Here is a 17,832-nt window from a genome sequence, read left to right as displayed (position 1 = left end):
GGCACGCGCCGTACGCCTCCGCCGGGGAACACGACCTGGAACGTATTGTGGACGACCGATTCGACCGGCGCGAACTGTTGCTGCACCTTGGTGATGTTCTCGAAGCGATGCGCAACGTCGGCGCGACTCAATCCTTTTCGCCCGTTGCGCACCTTGCGTCGCGCGAGCCTTCGTTGCAGGCGCTGCCCTTTCTTCAGCAGATGTCACCGAGCATTCGAGCGAGAGATTTTCTCGAACGGGCCGCAAGTGCCTATGCGAGCTGGCCAAAGGCGCTATTGGAGACCGAACTCGATCGCATTGGGCTTGCCGCGACAGTGCAGCGCGAGCTCTTCGCGGACGATCCGCAAGGCTGGGCATCTTATGCCGCCTACGTCAGGCAGAAGGTCAGCTGGTTTGGACTCGAGCTCGACAACACGACACTCGCCTCAACACGGTCGAACAAGCGTGACGACGAGAACGGCAGAACGTCATCTATGCCTGCGATGAAAACAGGCTGGCCATGGAACCCAATCGCCTGAGCTACGTGCCCGTCAATCGGCATCGGACGCCGAAGTGAGTTCAGGCCAGCGGCCAACCGCATCATCGCTTGCTCGCGAAATCGCACATGGGCTTCGCGGGTTGATTGAGCTGGCAAAGGTTCATCCACCCGCATAAACCCTGGATGAATTCCTTAATCCTGCGCCTTGACAGGCGTTTTTCTTCGCCGGATACTTTGTCCGTACAAAGTAACAATCACCGAACAAAGTCGATTGAAACCGGAGACGCAGGCAATGGACGTGAAACGAGAGCAGATTGGCGAAACGCGCCGTATCCGCGCCAGCTACGGGCGCTACCTGGAAGACTTCGAAATCGGGGACATTTACGAGCACCGGCCTGGGCGCACGATCACGGAGGCCGACAACATTCATTTTTCGCTCCTGACGATGAACTTTCATCCCATGCATTGCGACGCCGCTCATGCCGCAAAGAGCGAATTCGGCCAACTGCTCGTCAATAGCGGCCTGACCGTGGCCATCGTGCTCGGCATGACGGTCAACGACGTGAGCGGCAAGGCCATTGCGAATCTCGGCTGGAAAGAAATCAATCTCACGGCCCCCGTGTTCTGCGGCGACACGCTTTATGCGGAGTCCGAAGTACTCGAGAAGCGCGAGTCGCGTTCCCGTCCCACCCAGGGCATCGTCACTGTGCATACGCGTGCGTTCAACCAGAACGGCGTGCAGGTGATGGACTTCGTGCGCAGCGCACTGATTCCGAAGCGTGGGCACGGAGTCGGTGACTGAATTCACTGGGTAGCTGCGATCGCAGGGGAATTGGCATGTCCAATGAAAGTCTCACGCATTTCAACGCCGGCGCGCAAGCGTGGGCGGAGCACTTCGGTGCCGCGCCGCTCACCGTCGCCCACGCTGCTACGCTGGTGGAGGCGGCACACGCTACGGTGCAGGCGGTCGCCGACGCGGCGCAATCGCTCGACTGGATCGACGCCGACGCCTTCGCGCACGCGCTGCAACAGACGGAGCCCGGACATGCGCGCTGAGGTATTCCCGCTTCCGACGCAAACCTGCGAGCAGCGCACGGCGCACGCGCTGCGCGAAGCGGCGCAAGCGGGTGAGCGTGGCGGCTTTGTCCGGCTGCGCGAGGCGGCCGCATTGGAGCAAGCGCGCGCCGTCGACAGCCAACGCGAAGAAGGCCTGCAGGCAGGCCGGTTGAACGGCGCGCCGCTTGCGCATAAGGATATGTTCTTCCGGGCGGGAGAACTGAGCGAATGCGGCAGCCGCATCCTGGCGGGGCATCGTGCCTCGCATACCGCTATAGTGCTGCAGCGTCTGGACGCGGCAGGCGCAACCGACCTCGGCGCCCTGCATATGGCCGAGTTCGCAATGAGCCCCACCGGCTTCAACGCACACCTGGGCCACGGCCGCAACGCATGGTCCGAAGGGCATGTGAGCGGCGGTTCGTCCAGCGGCAGCGGCATAGCGGTGTCGCGCGGCCTCGTGGCGGGCGCGCTGGGCTCCGATACAGGCGGCTCGGTACGCATTCCGGCGGCAGTGAACGGCGTCACGGGCATCAAGCCCACTCAGCATGCGATTTCGATGCGAGGCGTAATGCCGCTTTCGCCGAGTCTGGACTGCGTTGGCGTCCTGGCGCGCACGGCGCAGGACGCTGCCTCCATGCTGCAAGCGATCTGGGATGCCGATTCGCTCGACCCGCATTGCCTTGCGACTGGAAAGCGCGAATTCGAAGGCGCGATCGAACGGCCACTGGCGCCCGACGACATCATCGCCGTCCCCGCATTCGGCGACGATGCTCCCGTTTCGGGAGAAGTGCGTGCGGCTGTCTCGCGCATGGCGGAAGCGTTTGCCTCGTGCGGCGCAACGATCCGCAAGGTCGACTTGCCGGACTTGCGCGAAACAGGGGCGCTAGCGACGCTGATGCTCGGCGCGGAGGCCACATCCATTCATGCCAAATGGCTGCGCGAGCGCCGCGGCGACTATGGCGAGCAGGTGTTGCGCCGCCTCGAACGCGGACTGCTGTATCCGGCCACGCGCTATGTCGACGCACTGCGCTTACGTGCGCCCCTTATGACGCAGTTCGTCGAGCGCTATCTCGGCGGTGCCCAGGCGTTGTTGTTGCCCGCCCTGCCCTACGCGGTGCCCACCATCGAAGAGACGCTCGAAGGTGACGCCAGTGAAATCGAGCGGCGCTTCGGCAATTTTTCATACTGGACGCGCGGCATCAACTATCTGGGCTTGCCCGGCATGAGCGTGCCTGCGGGCAAGAGTGAGAACGGGATGCCGGTTGGCGTGCAACTCATTGGGCGAGCGTGGAGCGAGGACGTGTTGCTGCGTCTCGCGCACCAGCTGCAGGGCAACACTGACTGGCATTTGCCTTCCATACTCTCGCATCGACCACGCGTGGCCTGAATCAGTCCCGCAAACCGGAAGTGAATTCGGTAGTGAAGAAACATACAGGATAACTAATCGTGTAGTGCCATTTGGCATCGCATCACGCCGGCCCAGACTGGCGGATGCCGCATCGTTCCGGAGACAATCGCATGAACGCTTCGTCCGTCAACGCTGGCGCCCGGCTAGACCGGCTGCCGCTCGCGCGCTTTCACTGGAGAATTCTCGGGCTGATCAGCGGCGGCGCCGTGCTCGACGCCTTTGACGTCTATCTTGCGGCGGGCGTGCTCGCCGCCATGGTGAAGTCGGGTTTCTCTACGCTCGCGACCAACGCCGCGTTCATTTCGGCGACATTCTTTGGCATGCTCATCGGTTCGGCGCTCGCCGGGTGGGTGGGCGACCGCTTCGGCCGCCGCGCATCGTATCAGATCAATCTGGCCGTATTCGGCGTTGCGTCGCTGTTCGCGTGCTTTGCCCCGAACATCGAAACGCTGATCGTGCTGCGCTTCCTGATGGGCCTCGGACTCGGCGCTGAACTCGTCGTTGCCGCGGGCACGCTGTGCGAATTCGTACCGCCAGCGTTTCGCGGCCGCTGGATATCCCTCATGGGCCTCGTGATCAACTCCGGCCTGCTGATCGCCACAAGCGTGGGCTATCTGGTGATTCCGCACCTCGGCTGGCGCTGGATGTTCGCTATCGCAGGCGCGGGTGCGCTCGTCATCTGGATCATGCGCAAACGCATGCCGGAGTCCCCGCGCTGGCTCGAATCGGTGGGACGCACGGCCGAAGCTGAGGCCACACTCGCTGAAATCGAGGCGCAAGTGGAACGCGAAACCGGCAAGCTACCACCCGTGCTGGGCACACAGCCCGTCACGCCGCGCCAGTTGCCGCTTTCGGTGCTGTTCTCGCGCCCGGTGATCGGCCGCACGCTGGTTGCGGCGCTGGTGTGCGTGGCGGTCAACGTTTCGGTGTATGGCTTCGTTGCGTGGTTGCCCACGTTTTTCGTCAAACAGGGCCTGACAGTCGTGCAATCGCTCGGCTTCGTCACGCTCATGGCGTTCGGCGCGCCGGGCGGTGCGTTGGTCGGCTATCTGCTCGGAGATCGCCTTGGCCGGCAACGCGGGCTGATCGTGTTCTCGCTCGCCACCATCGTTCTCGGCTTCATTTATCCGCAGATGCGTGATCCAGTTGCGATCTCGGTCACGGGCTTCGCGCTCGTCACGTCGATCTACACCTTCGTGACGCTGGGCCTCTACGGCTATATCCCCGAGTTGTTCCCAACGGCGTTCCGCCTGCGCGGCACGGGTTTCGCCGGCGTATGCGGCCGTGCCGCTTCGATGAGCACGCCCTACGCGGCAGTCGCGCTGTTCCAGAATTTCGGCGTCTCGGGCGTACTCGCCATGGTGATCGGCATCCTGAGTCTCCTGATCGTCGCACTGCTGGTGCTGCGTGTGGAGACCAGCGGCCAGTCGCTCGAAGATATCGGCACGGTGGTCGAAGAGGACGTCACGGGCATGGCCGCCGCGGCACATGCTGACCGCTGAACTCACCTAGCCGGCGGCGCGACCGCGGCCGGCGCAGACACAGGAGATGACATGAGCCCACAGCTTCTACGCGAAGACAATCAGAAAACGGACACAGTGGCGGGCGGTATTTCGGGCGAGCTTGCGAAGTTCGCGCTCGAGCTGAAGCTCGAGGCGGTGCCCAAAGCCGTGCGCGAGCGGGCCAAGCACTTGCTGCTCGACGCGATCGGTCTTGCGTATGCCGCGCACGCCACCGATTTCGCATGCGTAACGATGGACGGCCTCTCGGTGCTCGGCAAGGGTGACGCGACGGTAATCGGCCATGGCCGCGCCCTCACGGCGCGCGACGCAATGGTGATGAATGGCGTACTGGCGCACGGCCTCGATTTTGACGATACCCATTCGCGCGGGGTGATTCACGCCACAGCGAGCCTCCTGCCCTGCGTATTTGGCGTGACGGACGGACGGCCGCTCGACGGCGCGCAAACGCTCGCCGCCTATATTGCAGGTATGGAGGCCGCGACGCGCATCGGCTCTGTAGCGCAAAGCGGCTTCCATCAGGTCGGCTTTCATCCGACCGGCGTGGTCGGCATCTTCGGATGCGCGCTGGCGGCAGCGCGCTTGCTGGGTCTCACGCGCCAGCAGGCGCAGATGGCGCAAGGCATCGCGCTTTCCATGGCGAGCGGCAGCCTCGAGTTCCTGCAGGACGGCGCATGGACCAAGCGCATGCATCCGGGCTGGGCAGCGCAATCAGCCTTTACCGCGGCCGCGCTCGCGTCGCGCGGATATGTCGGCGCATCGGCGCCTTATGAAGGGCGCTTCGGCCTCTTTTCCAGCTATCTAGGCGAGCAGCGCGGCAACGCCGATCTGTCACTCGCGACCGCCGGGCTCGGCGAGAAATGGGAAATCGAGGAGGTCGCCATCAAGCCCGTTCCGGCGTGCCATTTCACGCACGCATTCGCCGACGCGGGTTCCGCGCTGCATCATGAATGGCAACGGCGCGGTTATCGGCTGACCGAACTGATCGACCGAATTGGACGCATTCGCGTGAAGGTGCCCGAAGGCGTCGTGAAGGTCGTATGCGAGCCGGTGGCGAACAAGCGCCGTCCGGCCAACGCGTACGACGCGCAATTCAGCGTGCCGTATGTCACGGCGAGCGCGCTGGTGAAGGGACGCTTCACGCTCGACGAACTGGAACCCTCGGCGCTGCGCGACGATGCGGTGCTGGCTCTCGCGGCCAAGGTCGAATACGAAATCGATCCCGACAGCACATTTCCGCGCCACTACACCGGTGAGGTATGCCTCGAGCTGACGAGCGGCGAAACGCTCTCGCACCGTGAGGCCGTTCATCGCGGCAGCGCCGACCGGCCGCTCAGCAACGAGGAAATCGTCGCGAAGTATCGTGCGAATGCGTGCCGCGCGCTACCGGGCGCTCGCGTGGAGAAGATCCGCGAGACCGTGCTCGCACTCGACACGCTGCCACCCGGCGCCTGGCACGCGGTGCTTGGCGAAGCGGTTTAAAACAGCGCAAAACCAGATCAATTCGTAGTTCGGAGAAGTGATATGTCTCAAGTGGAAGACAACGTGCTGGATCACGGTGAAGACGACACGCTGATCCTCGACATGCTGGACCGTTTCCTCAAGACCGAGGTGAAGCCCTATGTGCATGCGCTCGAAAAGGCCGACGAATATCCGGCCGAGATTGTCGAGCAAATGAAGGAAATGGGCTTGTTCGGCTGCCTGATCGATCCCGAGTACGGCGGCCTCGGTCTCTCTGCGCGAACCTATGCGCGCATCGTGGAGCGCATGTCGGCAGTGTGGATGTCGCTGAGCGGTATCGTCAATTCGCACCTGATCATGGCGATGACGGTGCAGCGCAACGGCACGCTAGAGCAAAAGGCGCACTTCCTGCCGCGTTTCGCCACGGGCGAGTTGCGCGGCGGCATTGGCCTCACCGAGCCCGATTGTGGTACCGACTTGCAGGCGATCCGCACGACCGCCAGGCTCGAAGGCGACCACTACGTGGTGAACGGCGCGAAGACGTGGATCACGAACAGCCTCTACGGCAATTGCCTCGTGCTGCTCGTGAAAACCGACCCGGCCGCGCAGCCCCGACACAAAGGCATGAGCCTGCTGATCGCCGAGAAAGGACCGGGCTTCGAAGTGAGCCGCAAGCTCGAAAAGCTCGGGTACAAGGGCATCGACACCTGTGAACTGAATTTCGACGGCTACCGCGTACCGGCCGATCGCCTGATCGGTGGCGCGCCAGGCCGCGGTCTCCAGCAAATACTTGGCGGGCTCGAACTGGGGCGCATCAACGTCGCCGCGCGCGGCCTTGGCATCGCGGTGGCCGCGCTCGATGCTTCTGTGGCGTACAGCCAGATGCGCAAGACGTTCGGCAAACCAATCTGCGAGCATCAGGCGATTCAACTGAAGCTCGGCGAAATGGCCACGCGTGTTCACGCGGCGCGCCTGCTCGTTGATGCGGCGGCGCAGGCCTACGATCGCGGCGAACGCTGCGACATGGAAGCCGGCATGGCGAAGTATTTCGCTACGGAAGCGGGCGTGGAGAACAGCACGGAGGCCATGCGCATACACGGCGCGTACGGCTATTCGAAGGAATTCGATATCGAGCGCCTGTATCGCGACGCGCCATTGCTCGTGATCGGAGAAGGTACGAACGAACTTCAGCGCATCATCATCGCCAAACAGCTGATCGAAAGGAGCCCGGTATGAGCCTGCCACTTTCTGGACTCCGCATCATTGCCGTCGAGCAGTACGGCGCGGGCCCGTTTGCCACCCAGCATCTCGCCGATCTCGGCGCGGACGTGATCAAGATCGAAAACGCGAAAGACGGCGGCGACGTCGGCCGTGCGGTTGGCCCGCACTATTTCGGCCCCGGCGACAGCCATTTTTATGAGGCGTTCAACCGCAACAAGCGCAGCATGGCGCTGGACCTCAAAAGCCGCGAGGGCAAGGAAGTATTGCTCAAGCTTGTAGAAAAGGCCGACGCCGTGTTCGACAATCTGCGCGGCGATCTGCCCGCCAGCCTCGGGCTCGATTACGCCGCCCTTTCGCGCGCCAATCCCGCCATCGTCTGCGCACATCTCTCCGCATATGGGCGCACCGGGTCGCGCAAGGCGTGGCCGGGCTATGACTATCTGATGCAGGCCGAAGCGGGTTACCTCTCGCTGACCGGCGAGCCCGACGGACCGCCCGCGCGTTTCGGCCTCTCGATCATCGACTTGATGACGGGCACCACAGCGGCGATGGCGCTGCTCGCGGGCATCGTGGAGGCGCGCCAGAGCGGGCGCGGCCGCGACGTGGACGTGAGCCTCTTTGACGTCGCACTGCACAACCTCGCCTATGTGGCGACCTGGTATCTCAACGGCGGCCATATGACGAAGCGCGAGCCGCGTTCGAGCCACCCGTCGCTCACACCCAGCGAGCTCTACCGCACGCGTGACGGCTGGATTTTCCTCATGTGCAACAAGGAGAAGTTCTGGGGCGTGCTCGCTAACGTGGTCGGCAAGCCAGAATGGATCGACGACCCGGAACTGTGCAACTACGCGGCGCGGTTGAAGCATCGCAACCGCGTGCGCCGCGAACTGGACGACGTGCTGATGAGCGCCGACACCTCGACGTGGATGGAGCGCTTCGCGGGCAAGGTGCCGGCCGCGCCCGTGTACGACGTGGCGCAGGCGCTCGAGAACCCGTTCGTGGCCGAGCAGGCGCGCGTGGTGGCATTCGAGCACCCTGAGCACGGGCCGATCAAGGGTGTGGCTTCGCCGGTGCGGATCGATGAGGACCTGCCCGCGCGCGCCGCGCCGCGCATGGGCGAGCACACCGATGAGGTGCTGCGCGAGGCCGGTTTCGAGGACGATACGATCGCTTGGCTACGCCGGCAAGCTGTGGTGCAATGACAGAATTGCTTTTGCCTCCGGCCCGGCCGGTTCACCGTATGACACCCTTGCTGAATCAGCAGCCGCGTTATCTGCAACTGGCGCAGACGCTCATCAACGAGATCCGCACCGGGCGCTACGCCGTGGGCGCGTTTTTGCCCACGGAATTCGACCTCTGCGAACAGTTCGGCGCGAGCCGGCACACCGTACGCGAAGCGGTGCGCCGACTCGTGCAGATGGGCCTCGTCGACCGGCAGCCGGGCGTCGGCACGCGCGTGCTCGCTCGCGAGGCAGTGAGCGGCTATCAGCAGGTCATGCGCCAACTGAACGACCTGCACCAGTACACGGCCGACACGGAATTGACGCTACTCCGTAGCGATCTCGTCGAGGTGGACGACGCGCTCGCAAAGGTGCTTCGCGCGAGTCACGGCGAAACCTGGCTGCATCTCGAAGGCGTGCGCAGGAGCGAAAACGAGACCGATCCGATCTGTGTAAGCGACATTTACATTCACCCGGCGTTTCGTGCGGTGGAAGTCGAGGGACATGCCCATACGCCGATCTACGCGCTGATCGAGCAGCAGTTTGGCGAGCAGATCGCGGCGGTACAGCAGGAAATCCGCGCGACGCTCGTCACAGCCGGTCAGGCGCGTCTGCTCAATACGCAGGCCCGCTCGCCAGCCCTATGGATTTGCCGGCGCTATCTGAACCGGCGCGAGGAGGTCGTGGAAGCGGCGATCAGCATCCACCCGTCCGAGCGCTTCAGTTATCTGGAAACATTTCAGCGCGACTGGCGCGCGACCTGAAGTCGCGTCCGTTGCGCGGACGATCTTCACGGACGACCGCGCCCGCGCAGAGGACACCCAATGAAAGCGGCAAGCAGTTATCTCTTCGTGCCCGGCGAGCGCGCCGAGCGATTCGACAAGGCGCTCGCGAGCGGCGCCGACCGCGTGATTCTCGATCTCGAAGACGCGGTGCTGCCCGAGGCGAAAGCGCTGGCACGAGACACACTGCATGACTGGCTCGAACGGCATGGCGTCGATGCTCGTGTGCTGGTGCGCGTGAACGGCGTGCAAACGCCCTGGCATGACGACGACCTGCGCCTTGCGGCGTTGCCGGGCGTGGCTGGCGTCATGTTGCCGAAGGCCGAACGCGCCAGCGACCTCGCCCACATTCGCGCTGCATTGCGCGAATCACAAGCGCTCTACGCGTTGATCGAAACGGTCGATGCCGTCGTGAGGCTGCGCGAGATCGCGGCGGTGGGCGGGCTCACGCGCCTCGCGTTCGGCTCATTCGACTTTTGCTCCGACGCCGGCATGGGCGACGACCGCTCGGCACTGGATCCAGTGCGCACGCAACTGGTGATCGAGTCTCGCCATGCGAGACTGCCCGCCCCGGTGGACGGTGTGACGCTCGACCTTGGCAACGAATCGGCACTCGAGGAAGACGTGCGCCACGCCCGAATGTTTGGCATGGGCGCAAAGCTCTGCATCCATCCACGCCAGGTGGACGCGGTCAACCGCGGTTTTTTGCCGACCGAATCCGACTGTGCGTGGGCACGCCGCGTGCTCGACGCCGTTGCGAAGAGCGGCGCGGGCGCGATCGCCGTAGACGGCAAGCTGGTCGATCGCCCTATAGTTGAGCGGGCAAAGGCGATCGTCGCGCAGTTCGACTGACTGTTCAGCCGCCCTCGTTCAACTGATCTCGCCCGCGAGATCGCACCACCACTCCAAGGAATTACCCATGCCGCTCGCTTCCGCTACCGCCCGCCTTGCCGCCGACGCGCCCAACTACGTCGTCGCCATCGAGGCTGGCCGCCACCCGCTGACCGGCGACGAAGGCCCGCATGAAGGCGGCCAGGATCGCGGCCCCGCGCCATTCGCGTTCGTGCTGTCCGGGCTTGCCGCTTGCACGGCCGCCACGCTGCGCATGTACATGCAGCGCAAGACCTGGCCAGCCGCCGAGATCGCCGTCGAGGTCAGCCTGCACGCGGATCATGACGGGACCCAGTACATCCGCCGCGGCGTTGCAGTCGACGGTCCGCTTGAAGAAGCGCAACGCGCGCGCCTGGCCGAAATCTGCGAAAAGACGCCAGTCACGCTCTTCATCAAGCGCGGCACGCGCATCGACACGACGTTGCGCATTGCATAAGGCAGGCATACCGGCACACGCAGTCTGTTTGCCATAACGGTGCCGGCATGCTTTACTGGTCTTTAGTCACGCCGGACATTACGCTGTGACCAAGCGATAGGACCCGCAGCCCCGATATCATGGATCAAACTGACGACTTCATCGTGCGCACCATGTCGGCCGACGAGGTGGCCATGTCGGTCGAATGGGCGGCTGCAGAGGGCTGGAACCCCGGGTGGCATGACCCGCGCTGCTTCAGGGAAGCGGACCCAAGCGGTTTCTTCGTCGGCATTTGGCGCGGCGAGCCGGTCGCATGCCTCTGCGCCGTCGCCTACGACGACAGCTTTGGCTTCATCGGTCTCTACATCGTGAAACCCGGATTTCGCGGCAAAGGCTTCGGCATACGAATCTGGCAACACGGCATGCGTTACCTGGGAGACCGGAACATTGGTCTCGACGGCGTCGTTGCCCAACAGGCGAACTATGGGAAGTCCGGATTCCGGCTCGCGTACCGCAACATCCGCTATCAGGGACGCGTGAGCGGCATCGGGTGCGCGTGTGTGGTGCCAGCCGCAGACGTGCCGTTCGAGCAGTTGCTCGCCTACGACCGCGCCTGTTTTCCCGCTGCCCGCGAGCGTTTCGTTTCCGCCTGGATCACACAGCCTGATGCCGTTGCGCTCGCAACCATCGACGCGGGCCGCGTCGCCGGCTATGGCGTCGTGCGACGCTGCGAGTCAGGCTGCAAGATCGGCCCGCTCTTCGCCGACGATGCGGACGTCGCCACGGGCCTCTTTCGCGCACTGGCGGCAAGCATGCCCGGCGAGGTGATCGTGCTCGACGTGCCGGAAACGAACCCTGCGGCCGTCGCGCTGGCAGAACGGCACGGTATGACGAGCGTCTTCGAAACCGCGCGGATGTACACGAAAAACGCGCCCTCGATTGCGCTCGATCGCGTGTTTGGTGTGACGTCGTTCGAGCTGGGTTGATACTCCTAAAGCTGGAGCCGCTGAACATAGCCTGTGAGTTCGAGATAGCCGCGTCCCAGCGGTTTTCCTGCAGGTTTCGCAGCGGTTTTTGCAGTATCCGTGCTCGCCGCGTCCGCCTGAAACGCCGTCACCGCCCCTTCCCAATACACCGCGCCGGTGCTCGCGCGGCTGTCGAACTCCTGATCGTCCATGAGCGGCACGAGCGTCAGATGCACGTCCTGCGCAACGACGCGCATCGCCACCGGATACTGTGCGCCGGTATGCGGCGAATGCCATCGGCGCAGCGGCGTGAAGCGAATACTATCGGGCGATAGCGTATGCGTGCTGCCATCGGCGGTGCGCAGCGTGCCGCCTGCCCAGAACTTGCGGCCTGCCTTGTCGCGAATCTGCAAGGCCATCAGCGCGCCGCCGTCATCGAAGTTGATGCCGATCCAGTCCCAGCCGACCGCTCCGTCGGCGAGCGGCGCCGACGACCATTCGTGATCGAGCCACGCCTGCCCTCGCACGTGCCCGGCATTGCCAGTCGAATGACCACCGCGCTCGAGCATGCCGTCGACTTGCAGCCACGGAACGCTGTAGTAGTAGCTCGCCTCATCCGGCAGCGGACCTTTGCGGCTGTATCCGCCCTGCCCGTTGACGAGCACCGGCTGCGTCGGCGTCAAAGTAAAGGCGAACGTGAAGTCGGGCGTAGCGACGTTCAGGCGGTAGCGGCCATCCGTATCGCGCTCGATCGACCAGTCGTCGATGTGGACTGCCGTGTCCGTCTCGCTCGCTTCCGCGAGACCAAAGCCGCGGCGCGCAATGCGCTGGTCGTGCTGCAGCTTGCCCGCGTGCGGATCGCTCAGCGCCACGTTGGCGAACAGCAATTGATTCGGCGCGAAGCGGCTCGGGTTCTCGTCGTCTAGCGCGGGGCGCGAGCGGAAGAATGTCGCTTCGAAGCCTAGCGATACGTTGTCATCCGTTTGCAGCCAGCCAGTCACGTACCACCATTCGGTGCGATAGCTCGAATGCGCGCCATAGTCGCGCGGGAACACGAGCGGCTGTCCGCTCGTCACCACCGGATAGTCCGGCATGCGCGCCCACGCAGCACTCCGCGACAACGCAGCTAGCGACAATAAGAGGAACGTGCGCCGTCTCATCGCGTCACCAATCGTCGCGCACGGCGCGCACCGCGTCGACCGACATCGCGGCGCGCGAACTCAGGAGTGCCGTGAGCGCAGCGGCCACGACGACCGCCGAAGCCAGCGCGGCCAGCAATCCCCATGGCATATGCACGCTCATCGTCCAATGAAACGACTGCGGGTTCACGACATGCACGAGCACCATCGCGAGACTCAAGCCCAGCGTCAAGCCGGCAAGCACGCCGAGCAGCGCAACGAGCGCGCCTTCCATCGCGAGCATGACCGCGATCTGGCGACGCGTGACGCCGATATGCCGCAGCATGCCGAACTCGCGCGTGCGGGCAAGCGCTTGCGACCCGAAGCTCGCGCCCACGCCGAACAGACCGATGATCACCGCCACCGCTTCCAGCAGATACGTCACGGCGAAGCTGCGGTCGAAGATCCGCAGGCTCGCCGCGCGGATCTCGCCTGGCTGCGCGAACTCGAGGTGCTGCCCACCGTGTACGCTCTCGCGCAAGCGTGCGATCGCCTGTGACGGCGCCACGCCCGGGTCGAGCCACAAGGCGGCATCGGTCACGCGCGTGTCGTGCGTGAGCCGGCGATAGTCGCTCGCGTCGATCACGATGGCCCCGAACTGGCGTGCATAGTCGCGCCAGATGCCGGCCACCGTGAACGGCAAGCGCTGGCCCGCCAGCGGCAGCGTGATGCGCTGGCCAGGGTGCATACCGTACAGATCGGCGGCCGCCTCGCTGATCCATACCGGCGGCGGCTCGCCCGCTTGCAGCGCGCGAGGCGCCGTCGTCAATGGCAAGCGCGCGGCCGGGTTACGCGCATCGATGGGCCGCGCGAGCAGGCTCACAGGCGGCAGGCGAGCGTCGAGCGAGATTTGCGTCGCGCGCAGAAATTCGGCGCGCGCGATGCCCGGTGTCGCTGCAATGACTGCCTGATCGCCTGGTGCCAGGAATGCGCTATCGCCGCCCGGCGAGGCGCGCAGATAGAGCGGCGCGGGCAGCAGCAACTGCAGCCAGTCGTCGACCGCCACGCGAAAGCTCGACACCATGATCGCCATGGCCGTCATCAGGCTGAAGCTCGTGACGATGCCCGCGAGGCCTATCGTCGCGCGGCCGGGGGCATTGGCGAGCTGCGCCAGCACGAGCTGCGGCAAGGCATGATTCGAGCGCGGCAGCACGGCGAACACGGCGCGTGCGAGCGCCGGCATCGCCAGCACGCCGCCCAGCAATAGCAGCGCGATGGCGAGATAGCCGAACACAGGCAAGCCGGCTACGGGCGGCAATAGCGTTGTGACGAGCCCGGCGGCGATCGCGAGCAGTGCCGCCGTGACCGTGCGCTTCGTACGCAGCCGGGCGGCCGGCGCTTCCTCATCGCCCGCCTTCAGCGCCCGCGCGGGTCGCGCCCTCGCTGCCTCGAGCGCCGGCGCGAGACTGCCGAGCACCGACGCGCCCATCCCCAGCGCAAAGAATATTGCCGCGGGCAGCGCATCGAAATGCACGCGCGGCTGAACCCCTTCAAAATAGCCGCCGCCCAGATCGCCGCCCGCATAACGGAGCACGGCGGCCGCGAGCGCGAAGCCGATGGCGAGACCCGCTGCCGCGCCGAGCGCGCCGAGAATGGCGCCCTCCGAAACGACGAGCCACAGCACGCCACGCCGCGTCACGCCGATCGCACGCAATAGCGCGAACTGGGCACGTCGGCGCAGCACGGCGAGGGCCTGCATCGTGAAGACGAGGAACGCCCCCGTGAACAGCGCAACGAGCGCGAGCACGTTGAGATTCGCGCGATACGCACGCGAGAGCGTCGAGGTGCGGTGTGCGTTGTCGCCCGGTGTGACGGCGGCGACACCCGCAGGCAAGAGCGGCGCGACCGAATGCGCGAACACGTCGGCATCGACGCCCGGCTTGAGCTTGATGTCGATGCGTTCAAGCGTGCCGAGCCGCTGCAGACGCCATTGCGCGGCGCCGATATCCATCACACCGACGCGCACCGCATCACCCGATGCGGGCAACACGCCGGCCACGCGTAGCGCGACCGAAGCGAGCCCGACCTGCACCGTGAGCGAATCGCCGGGCTTGAGCGCGAGCCAGCTCAACGCGGCCGGCGAGAGAAATACGGTGTCCGGGTCGAGCAGATCGAGCGTGGTGGCCTTCGCGCCATTCGTGCCTTTCGCGCGATCAGCCAGCTCCACGCGCCCGACGAGATTCGGCGTGACATATCCCGCGCGAAACACATCGACGCCGAGCAGTTTCAACGACTCGTCTCGTCCCGCCACGCGCGCATCGACCTCGACCACCGGGCTTGCCGCGGCGACCTCGGGCAAGCGGGCAATGCGTGGGTATAGCGCTTCATCGAAGCCCGCGCGCGGGCCGCGCAATTCGATGTCGGCGTTGCCCATCAGCGAGTTGACGGTCGCCGACAACTCGTTGAGCGCCGCGCGATTGATCAACTGCACGGCATAGCCCATCGCAACGCCCGCCGCGATCGCGAGAATGCCGATCAGCGTACGCAGCGGATGCGCGCGCATTTCACCGGCGATGAGCGCCGCACCGACGCCGCCAGCGGGCATACGATCGCCCAGGCAACGCGATGCGGCAGCGTCGCGCGATGCACCCACGGCGCCGAACCAGCGCATCGCCTACGAGCCGCCTACGCCGGGCGTATACGACTCGAGCCCGGCGGGCGTGAGCCGCAGCACGCGGTCGGCGGCAGCCGCCACGGCGGCCGAGTGCGTGGCGAGCAGGACGCCCGCGCCGTTCTTTTGCGCCAGTTCGCGCAGCAGCGCGAGGATGCGCATGGCCGTGTCGTGATCGAGATTGCCGGTGGGCTCGTCGGCCAGCACGAGACGCGGCTGATGCACGAGCGCACGCGCGATCGCCACCCGCTGCAACTCGCCGCCCGACAATTCGCGCGGCAGCGCGTGCTCGCGCCCGCTGAGCCCGACCGAGTGCAGCACGGACGACACGCGCACCGGCACGTCTTTCGCGCGCACGCCATTCAACAGCAGCGGCAGTGCGATGTTCTGCGCCGCCGAGAGGTTCGGCAGCACATGGAACGCCTGGAACACGAAGCCCATTTTCTGGCGGCGCTGCAGGGTGGCCGCGTCGTCGTCGAGCGTGCCGAGATCGTGTCCGTCGAAGACGATTTGCCCCGCATCCGGCCGGTCGAGACCTGCCGCGAGATTGAGCAGCGTCGATTTGCCGGCGCCCGATTCGCCCATGATTGCGACGCATTCGCCCGAGCGCAGTTCGAGATTCACGCCGCGCAGCACGTTGCGCGGCGTGGTGCCGTCGTAGTGCTTCGATACGTTGGCGAGCGTCAGCATCATGTTGAACCCAACGCAGCGCCTGTCAGGCGGGCCCCATGCCGTGCTGCAACGACGTCGCCGTGGAGCCTGGGCGGCGCAGCATCTTGTCGACCTCGCCGGCATGCAACTCCTCGACCTGGATCATCTGGCGCGCGTACTCTTCGAGCGCAACCGATCGGTCTGCCACGAGCGAAAGCAGCTCGCGGTAAAGACCGAGCGCGATCTGTTCGGCTTCGAGCGATTCGCGCAGGATGGCCCCGATATCGAAGGTGTGGGAATCGAGCAGCGGCCCGATTGCGAGCGACGGATACGCGCCGAGCGTCGTGATCCATTCGCCGGCCTGCTGCGCATGCAAGAGCGACTCGTCCGCCTGCTGCCGCAGCCACGAGACGATCGGGATGCGGCCGAAGCCAAACACCAGGAACGAATAGTGCGTGTACCGCACGACGCCCGCCAGCTCGGATTCGAGGATCTTGTTCAGCACTGCAACGACGGGTTCCTTCTCGATCTCAGTCATGTTGCCTCCCATGCAAGGCAAGTAAGCGGTAGGGACTGTTCATAACACCTCCGTCTCGCAGGAATCGCGCAGAAAGCGTGTGCAAGCGCACTGACGAATTCGATTGTTGCACTTATCGCGGTTCGCCGCTGTAATCGATAAAGCGCGCCTTGAGCAGACGCGCAAGCGCCAGGCCGCCTTCGCGCATGATCGAATCGTGATTCCAGCGGAATACCAGCCGCGCGAGGGGCGCGAACGCGAGCGCGCTCATCCACGCACTGGCCGTCCTGACGTGCCAATCGTAGCGCACCACCGTGCGGCTGCCGTCGGCTGCGAAATGCCAGCGCCCCACGCCCTCCAGCGCGCCGCTGGCTTCCCCCTCGAGGGCCACGAGCGGCGCGACGCGCGTCACTCGCACGTCGATGATCACGCGATAGGGCAGCACCCCTTTCCACGTGTAACGATGCACCGCGCCCAGCCCGTCGGTCTCTCCCGCCTGCAACTCGCGCACCGCCTCGACGTTCTTCCACCACCTCGGCCAGTTCATCGAATCGTGGATCGCGTCCCACACCGGCTGCACCGGCGCCTCGATGCACCACAAGGTGGTCAGACGGAACTCCGCCATCTCTCGCGTCCTCCTTGTCTGCGATCCGGCTAACTGTGCATTGCGTGGTGCGAAGCCGTGCTCCAAAATTACCCATTTTCCACGTTCGAGTATAGGAGGGGGCAATGACGCTCCCAGACCGGGACTTCGTGGCCGTCGCGCTGGCGCGCTTCGATGCGCTCGCAAACTATCAGGTCACGCTCAAATCGACGTCGACGGGAGCGGAAACGGTCGAGGTACGCTATGCCTACCGAAAGCCCGGCTTCGTCCGGATGGACTTCATCCGGCCGCATGGCGGTGCGACACTCACGTTCAATCCGGAATCCGGTAAGGTCAAGCTTTGGCCGTTCGGTATCGACACGTTTCCGAGACTCACGCTGAGCCCCGACAATCACATGATCCAGAGCCCGCAGGGGCATCGCGTCGACGAGTCCGATATCGGCGCACTGCTGGTCAATGTCCGTGAGCTTCAGGAGCATGGCGACACACAGGTCGTCGGCGCCGAGACCATTGGCACGCACCAGGCGGCGCATGTGATCGTGACGTGCCGGCCTGGCGAGTATGTGACCGGCGTGTTCCGCTATGAGTTATGGTTCGATTTGAGCCATGGGCTGCCGATCAAGGTCGTGAGCGAAGGCGAGTCAAATGAGCCGATCGAAACGGTGCTGATGGAGAACCTGCGCATCGACGTGCCGGATTCGCAGCTCCGGCCGTTTGCCTAGTCGCGCGAGCGATCACAGGCGTTGGGGATGTCACTTAATCCTCAGCTTAATCAATGCGTAAACATGGCATCCTAGAATGCCTCAACCGCTTAGGATGCCAAATAACCAGCCAACCCAAGCGCGTGACGATCA

18 protein-coding genes are annotated in these 17,832 nt (G+C 64.8%); 13 read left to right on the top strand and 5 right to left on the bottom strand.

Going from position 1 to position 17,832, the window contains the following annotated elements:
- The first annotated feature begins 47 nt into the window (after window positions 1-47).
- The 12 genes from E1N52_RS17920 (at window position 48) to E1N52_RS17870 (ending at window position 11,438) form a co-directional block, all read left to right on the top strand.
- A complete protein-coding gene (locus E1N52_RS17920) occupies window positions 48-518 on the top strand; it encodes a hypothetical protein (RefSeq protein ID WP_133184092.1) in 471 nt (156 codons plus the stop codon).
- Window positions 519-770: 252 nt separating this feature from the next.
- On the top strand, window positions 771-1,280 hold the full coding sequence (locus tag E1N52_RS17915) for a MaoC family dehydratase (protein ID WP_133184091.1): 510 nt from the start codon (window positions 771-773) through the stop codon (window positions 1,278-1,280).
- Between the two features lie 35 nt (window positions 1,281-1,315).
- A complete protein-coding gene (locus E1N52_RS44100) occupies window positions 1,316-1,534 on the top strand; it encodes a hypothetical protein (RefSeq protein ID WP_165979407.1) in 219 nt (72 codons plus the stop codon).
- Window positions 1,524-2,921: an amidase gene (locus E1N52_RS17910; RefSeq protein WP_165979406.1), complete on the top strand. Its 1,398-nt coding sequence runs from the start codon at window positions 1,524-1,526 to the stop codon at window positions 2,919-2,921. The genes E1N52_RS44100 and E1N52_RS17910 overlap by 11 nt, the downstream gene beginning before the upstream one ends.
- A 131-nt stretch (window positions 2,922-3,052) precedes the next feature.
- Window positions 3,053-4,444 carry an MFS transporter gene (locus E1N52_RS17905; RefSeq protein ID WP_133184089.1) on the top strand — a complete coding sequence of 464 codons (1,392 nt, stop codon included), beginning with the start codon at window positions 3,053-3,055 and terminating at the stop codon, window positions 4,442-4,444.
- Between the two features lie 51 nt (window positions 4,445-4,495).
- Window positions 4,496-5,944 carry an MmgE/PrpD family protein gene (locus tag E1N52_RS17900; protein WP_133184088.1) on the top strand — a complete coding sequence of 483 codons (1,449 nt, stop codon included), beginning with the start codon at window positions 4,496-4,498 and terminating at the stop codon, window positions 5,942-5,944.
- A gap of 42 nt (window positions 5,945-5,986) precedes the next feature.
- Window positions 5,987-7,159 (top strand): acyl-CoA dehydrogenase family protein, encoded by a 1,173-nt coding sequence (locus tag E1N52_RS17895; RefSeq protein WP_133184087.1) that lies wholly within the window; start codon window positions 5,987-5,989, stop codon window positions 7,157-7,159.
- The gene (locus E1N52_RS17890) at window positions 7,156-8,346 is read left to right on the top strand and encodes a CaiB/BaiF CoA transferase family protein (RefSeq protein WP_133184086.1); all 1,191 of its coding nucleotides are present in this window, start codon (window positions 7,156-7,158) and stop codon (window positions 8,344-8,346) included. The genes E1N52_RS17895 and E1N52_RS17890 overlap by 4 nt, the downstream gene beginning before the upstream one ends.
- Window positions 8,347-8,384: 38 nt before the next feature.
- Window positions 8,385-9,128 (top strand): GntR family transcriptional regulator, encoded by a 744-nt coding sequence (locus E1N52_RS17885; protein WP_133184085.1) that lies wholly within the window; start codon window positions 8,385-8,387, stop codon window positions 9,126-9,128.
- Window positions 9,129-9,188: 60 nt separating this feature from the next.
- Window positions 9,189-9,998 carry an HpcH/HpaI aldolase/citrate lyase family protein gene (locus E1N52_RS17880; RefSeq protein ID WP_133184084.1) on the top strand — a complete coding sequence of 270 codons (810 nt, stop codon included), beginning with the start codon at window positions 9,189-9,191 and terminating at the stop codon, window positions 9,996-9,998.
- A gap of 67 nt (window positions 9,999-10,065) precedes the next feature.
- The gene (locus E1N52_RS17875; RefSeq protein WP_110388093.1) at window positions 10,066-10,473 is read left to right on the top strand and encodes an OsmC family protein; all 408 of its coding nucleotides are present in this window, start codon (window positions 10,066-10,068) and stop codon (window positions 10,471-10,473) included.
- A gap of 119 nt (window positions 10,474-10,592) precedes the next feature.
- Window positions 10,593-11,438, top strand: coding sequence for a GNAT family N-acetyltransferase (locus E1N52_RS17870; protein ID WP_133184083.1), 846 nt, complete (start codon window positions 10,593-10,595; stop codon window positions 11,436-11,438).
- 5 nt (window positions 11,439-11,443) lie between these two features.
- Here E1N52_RS17870 and E1N52_RS17865 read toward each other — a convergent pair whose 3' ends face one another.
- From E1N52_RS17865 to E1N52_RS17845, 5 genes are all read right to left on the bottom strand, one after another.
- Window positions 11,444-12,577, bottom strand: a complete 1,134-nt coding sequence (locus E1N52_RS17865) for a lipocalin-like domain-containing protein (RefSeq protein WP_133184082.1) — start codon at window positions 12,575-12,577, stop codon at window positions 11,444-11,446.
- A gap of 4 nt (window positions 12,578-12,581) precedes the next feature.
- On the bottom strand, window positions 12,582-15,140 hold the full coding sequence (locus E1N52_RS17860; protein WP_246089110.1) for an FtsX-like permease family protein: 2,559 nt from the start codon (window positions 15,138-15,140) through the stop codon (window positions 12,582-12,584).
- Window positions 15,141-15,209: 69 nt separating this feature from the next.
- Window positions 15,210-15,899: an ABC transporter ATP-binding protein gene (locus tag E1N52_RS17855; protein ID WP_425468084.1), complete on the bottom strand. Its 690-nt coding sequence runs from the start codon at window positions 15,897-15,899 to the stop codon at window positions 15,210-15,212.
- 22 nt (window positions 15,900-15,921) lie between these two features.
- Entirely contained in the window at window positions 15,922-16,395 is a 474-nt protein-coding gene (locus tag E1N52_RS17850; RefSeq protein ID WP_133184080.1) for a ferritin-like domain-containing protein, read from the bottom strand.
- Between the two features lie 112 nt (window positions 16,396-16,507).
- Entirely contained in the window at window positions 16,508-16,999 is a 492-nt protein-coding gene (locus tag E1N52_RS17845; RefSeq protein ID WP_133184079.1) for an SRPBCC family protein, read from the bottom strand.
- Window positions 17,000-17,103: 104 nt separating this feature from the next.
- On the opposite strand from E1N52_RS17845, the gene E1N52_RS17840 reads away from it, so the two are divergent.
- Window positions 17,104-17,700 carry a DUF1571 domain-containing protein gene (locus E1N52_RS17840; protein ID WP_133184078.1) on the top strand — a complete coding sequence of 199 codons (597 nt, stop codon included), beginning with the start codon at window positions 17,104-17,106 and terminating at the stop codon, window positions 17,698-17,700.
- Window positions 17,701-17,832: the final 132 nt, after the last annotated feature.

Origin of the sequence: Paraburkholderia guartelaensis (assembly GCF_004353905.1) — a bacterium.
GTDB classification, from domain to species: domain Bacteria; phylum Pseudomonadota; class Gammaproteobacteria; order Burkholderiales; family Burkholderiaceae; genus Paraburkholderia; species Paraburkholderia guartelaensis.
The sequence above is the reverse complement of the archived record's forward strand: the minus strand, read 5'-3'. Positions and strand labels throughout refer to the sequence as shown.

Coding starts and splice junctions, on each gene's coding strand:
- E1N52_RS44100 (WP_165979407.1), top strand. CDS start 1,316: ATGTCCAATGAAAGTCTCACGCATTTCAACGCCGGCGCGCAAGCGTGG.
- E1N52_RS17845 (WP_133184079.1), bottom strand. CDS start 16,999: ATGGCGGAGTTCCGTCTGACCACCTTGTGGTGCATCGAGGCGCCGGTG.
- E1N52_RS17880 (WP_133184084.1), top strand. CDS start 9,189: ATGAAAGCGGCAAGCAGTTATCTCTTCGTGCCCGGCGAGCGCGCCGAG.
- E1N52_RS17840 (WP_133184078.1), top strand. CDS start 17,104: ATGACGCTCCCAGACCGGGACTTCGTGGCCGTCGCGCTGGCGCGCTTC.
- E1N52_RS17900 (WP_133184088.1), top strand. CDS start 4,496: ATGAGCCCACAGCTTCTACGCGAAGACAATCAGAAAACGGACACAGTG.
- E1N52_RS17860 (WP_246089110.1), bottom strand. CDS start 15,140: ATGCCCGCTGGCGGCGTCGGTGCGGCGCTCATCGCCGGTGAAATGCGC.
- E1N52_RS17885 (WP_133184085.1), top strand. CDS start 8,385: ATGACACCCTTGCTGAATCAGCAGCCGCGTTATCTGCAACTGGCGCAG.
- E1N52_RS17895 (WP_133184087.1), top strand. CDS start 5,987: ATGTCTCAAGTGGAAGACAACGTGCTGGATCACGGTGAAGACGACACG.
- E1N52_RS17855 (WP_425468084.1), bottom strand. CDS start 15,899: ATGATGCTGACGCTCGCCAACGTATCGAAGCACTACGACGGCACCACG.
- E1N52_RS17890 (WP_133184086.1), top strand. CDS start 7,156: ATGAGCCTGCCACTTTCTGGACTCCGCATCATTGCCGTCGAGCAGTAC.
- E1N52_RS17850 (WP_133184080.1), bottom strand. CDS start 16,395: ATGACTGAGATCGAGAAGGAACCCGTCGTTGCAGTGCTGAACAAGATC.
- E1N52_RS17910 (WP_165979406.1), top strand. CDS start 1,524: ATGCGCGCTGAGGTATTCCCGCTTCCGACGCAAACCTGCGAGCAGCGC.
- E1N52_RS17915 (WP_133184091.1), top strand. CDS start 771: ATGGACGTGAAACGAGAGCAGATTGGCGAAACGCGCCGTATCCGCGCC.
- E1N52_RS17865 (WP_133184082.1), bottom strand. CDS start 12,577: ATGAGACGGCGCACGTTCCTCTTATTGTCGCTAGCTGCGTTGTCGCGG.
- E1N52_RS17875 (WP_110388093.1), top strand. CDS start 10,066: ATGCCGCTCGCTTCCGCTACCGCCCGCCTTGCCGCCGACGCGCCCAAC.
- E1N52_RS17870 (WP_133184083.1), top strand. CDS start 10,593: ATGGATCAAACTGACGACTTCATCGTGCGCACCATGTCGGCCGACGAG.
- E1N52_RS17905 (WP_133184089.1), top strand. CDS start 3,053: ATGAACGCTTCGTCCGTCAACGCTGGCGCCCGGCTAGACCGGCTGCCG.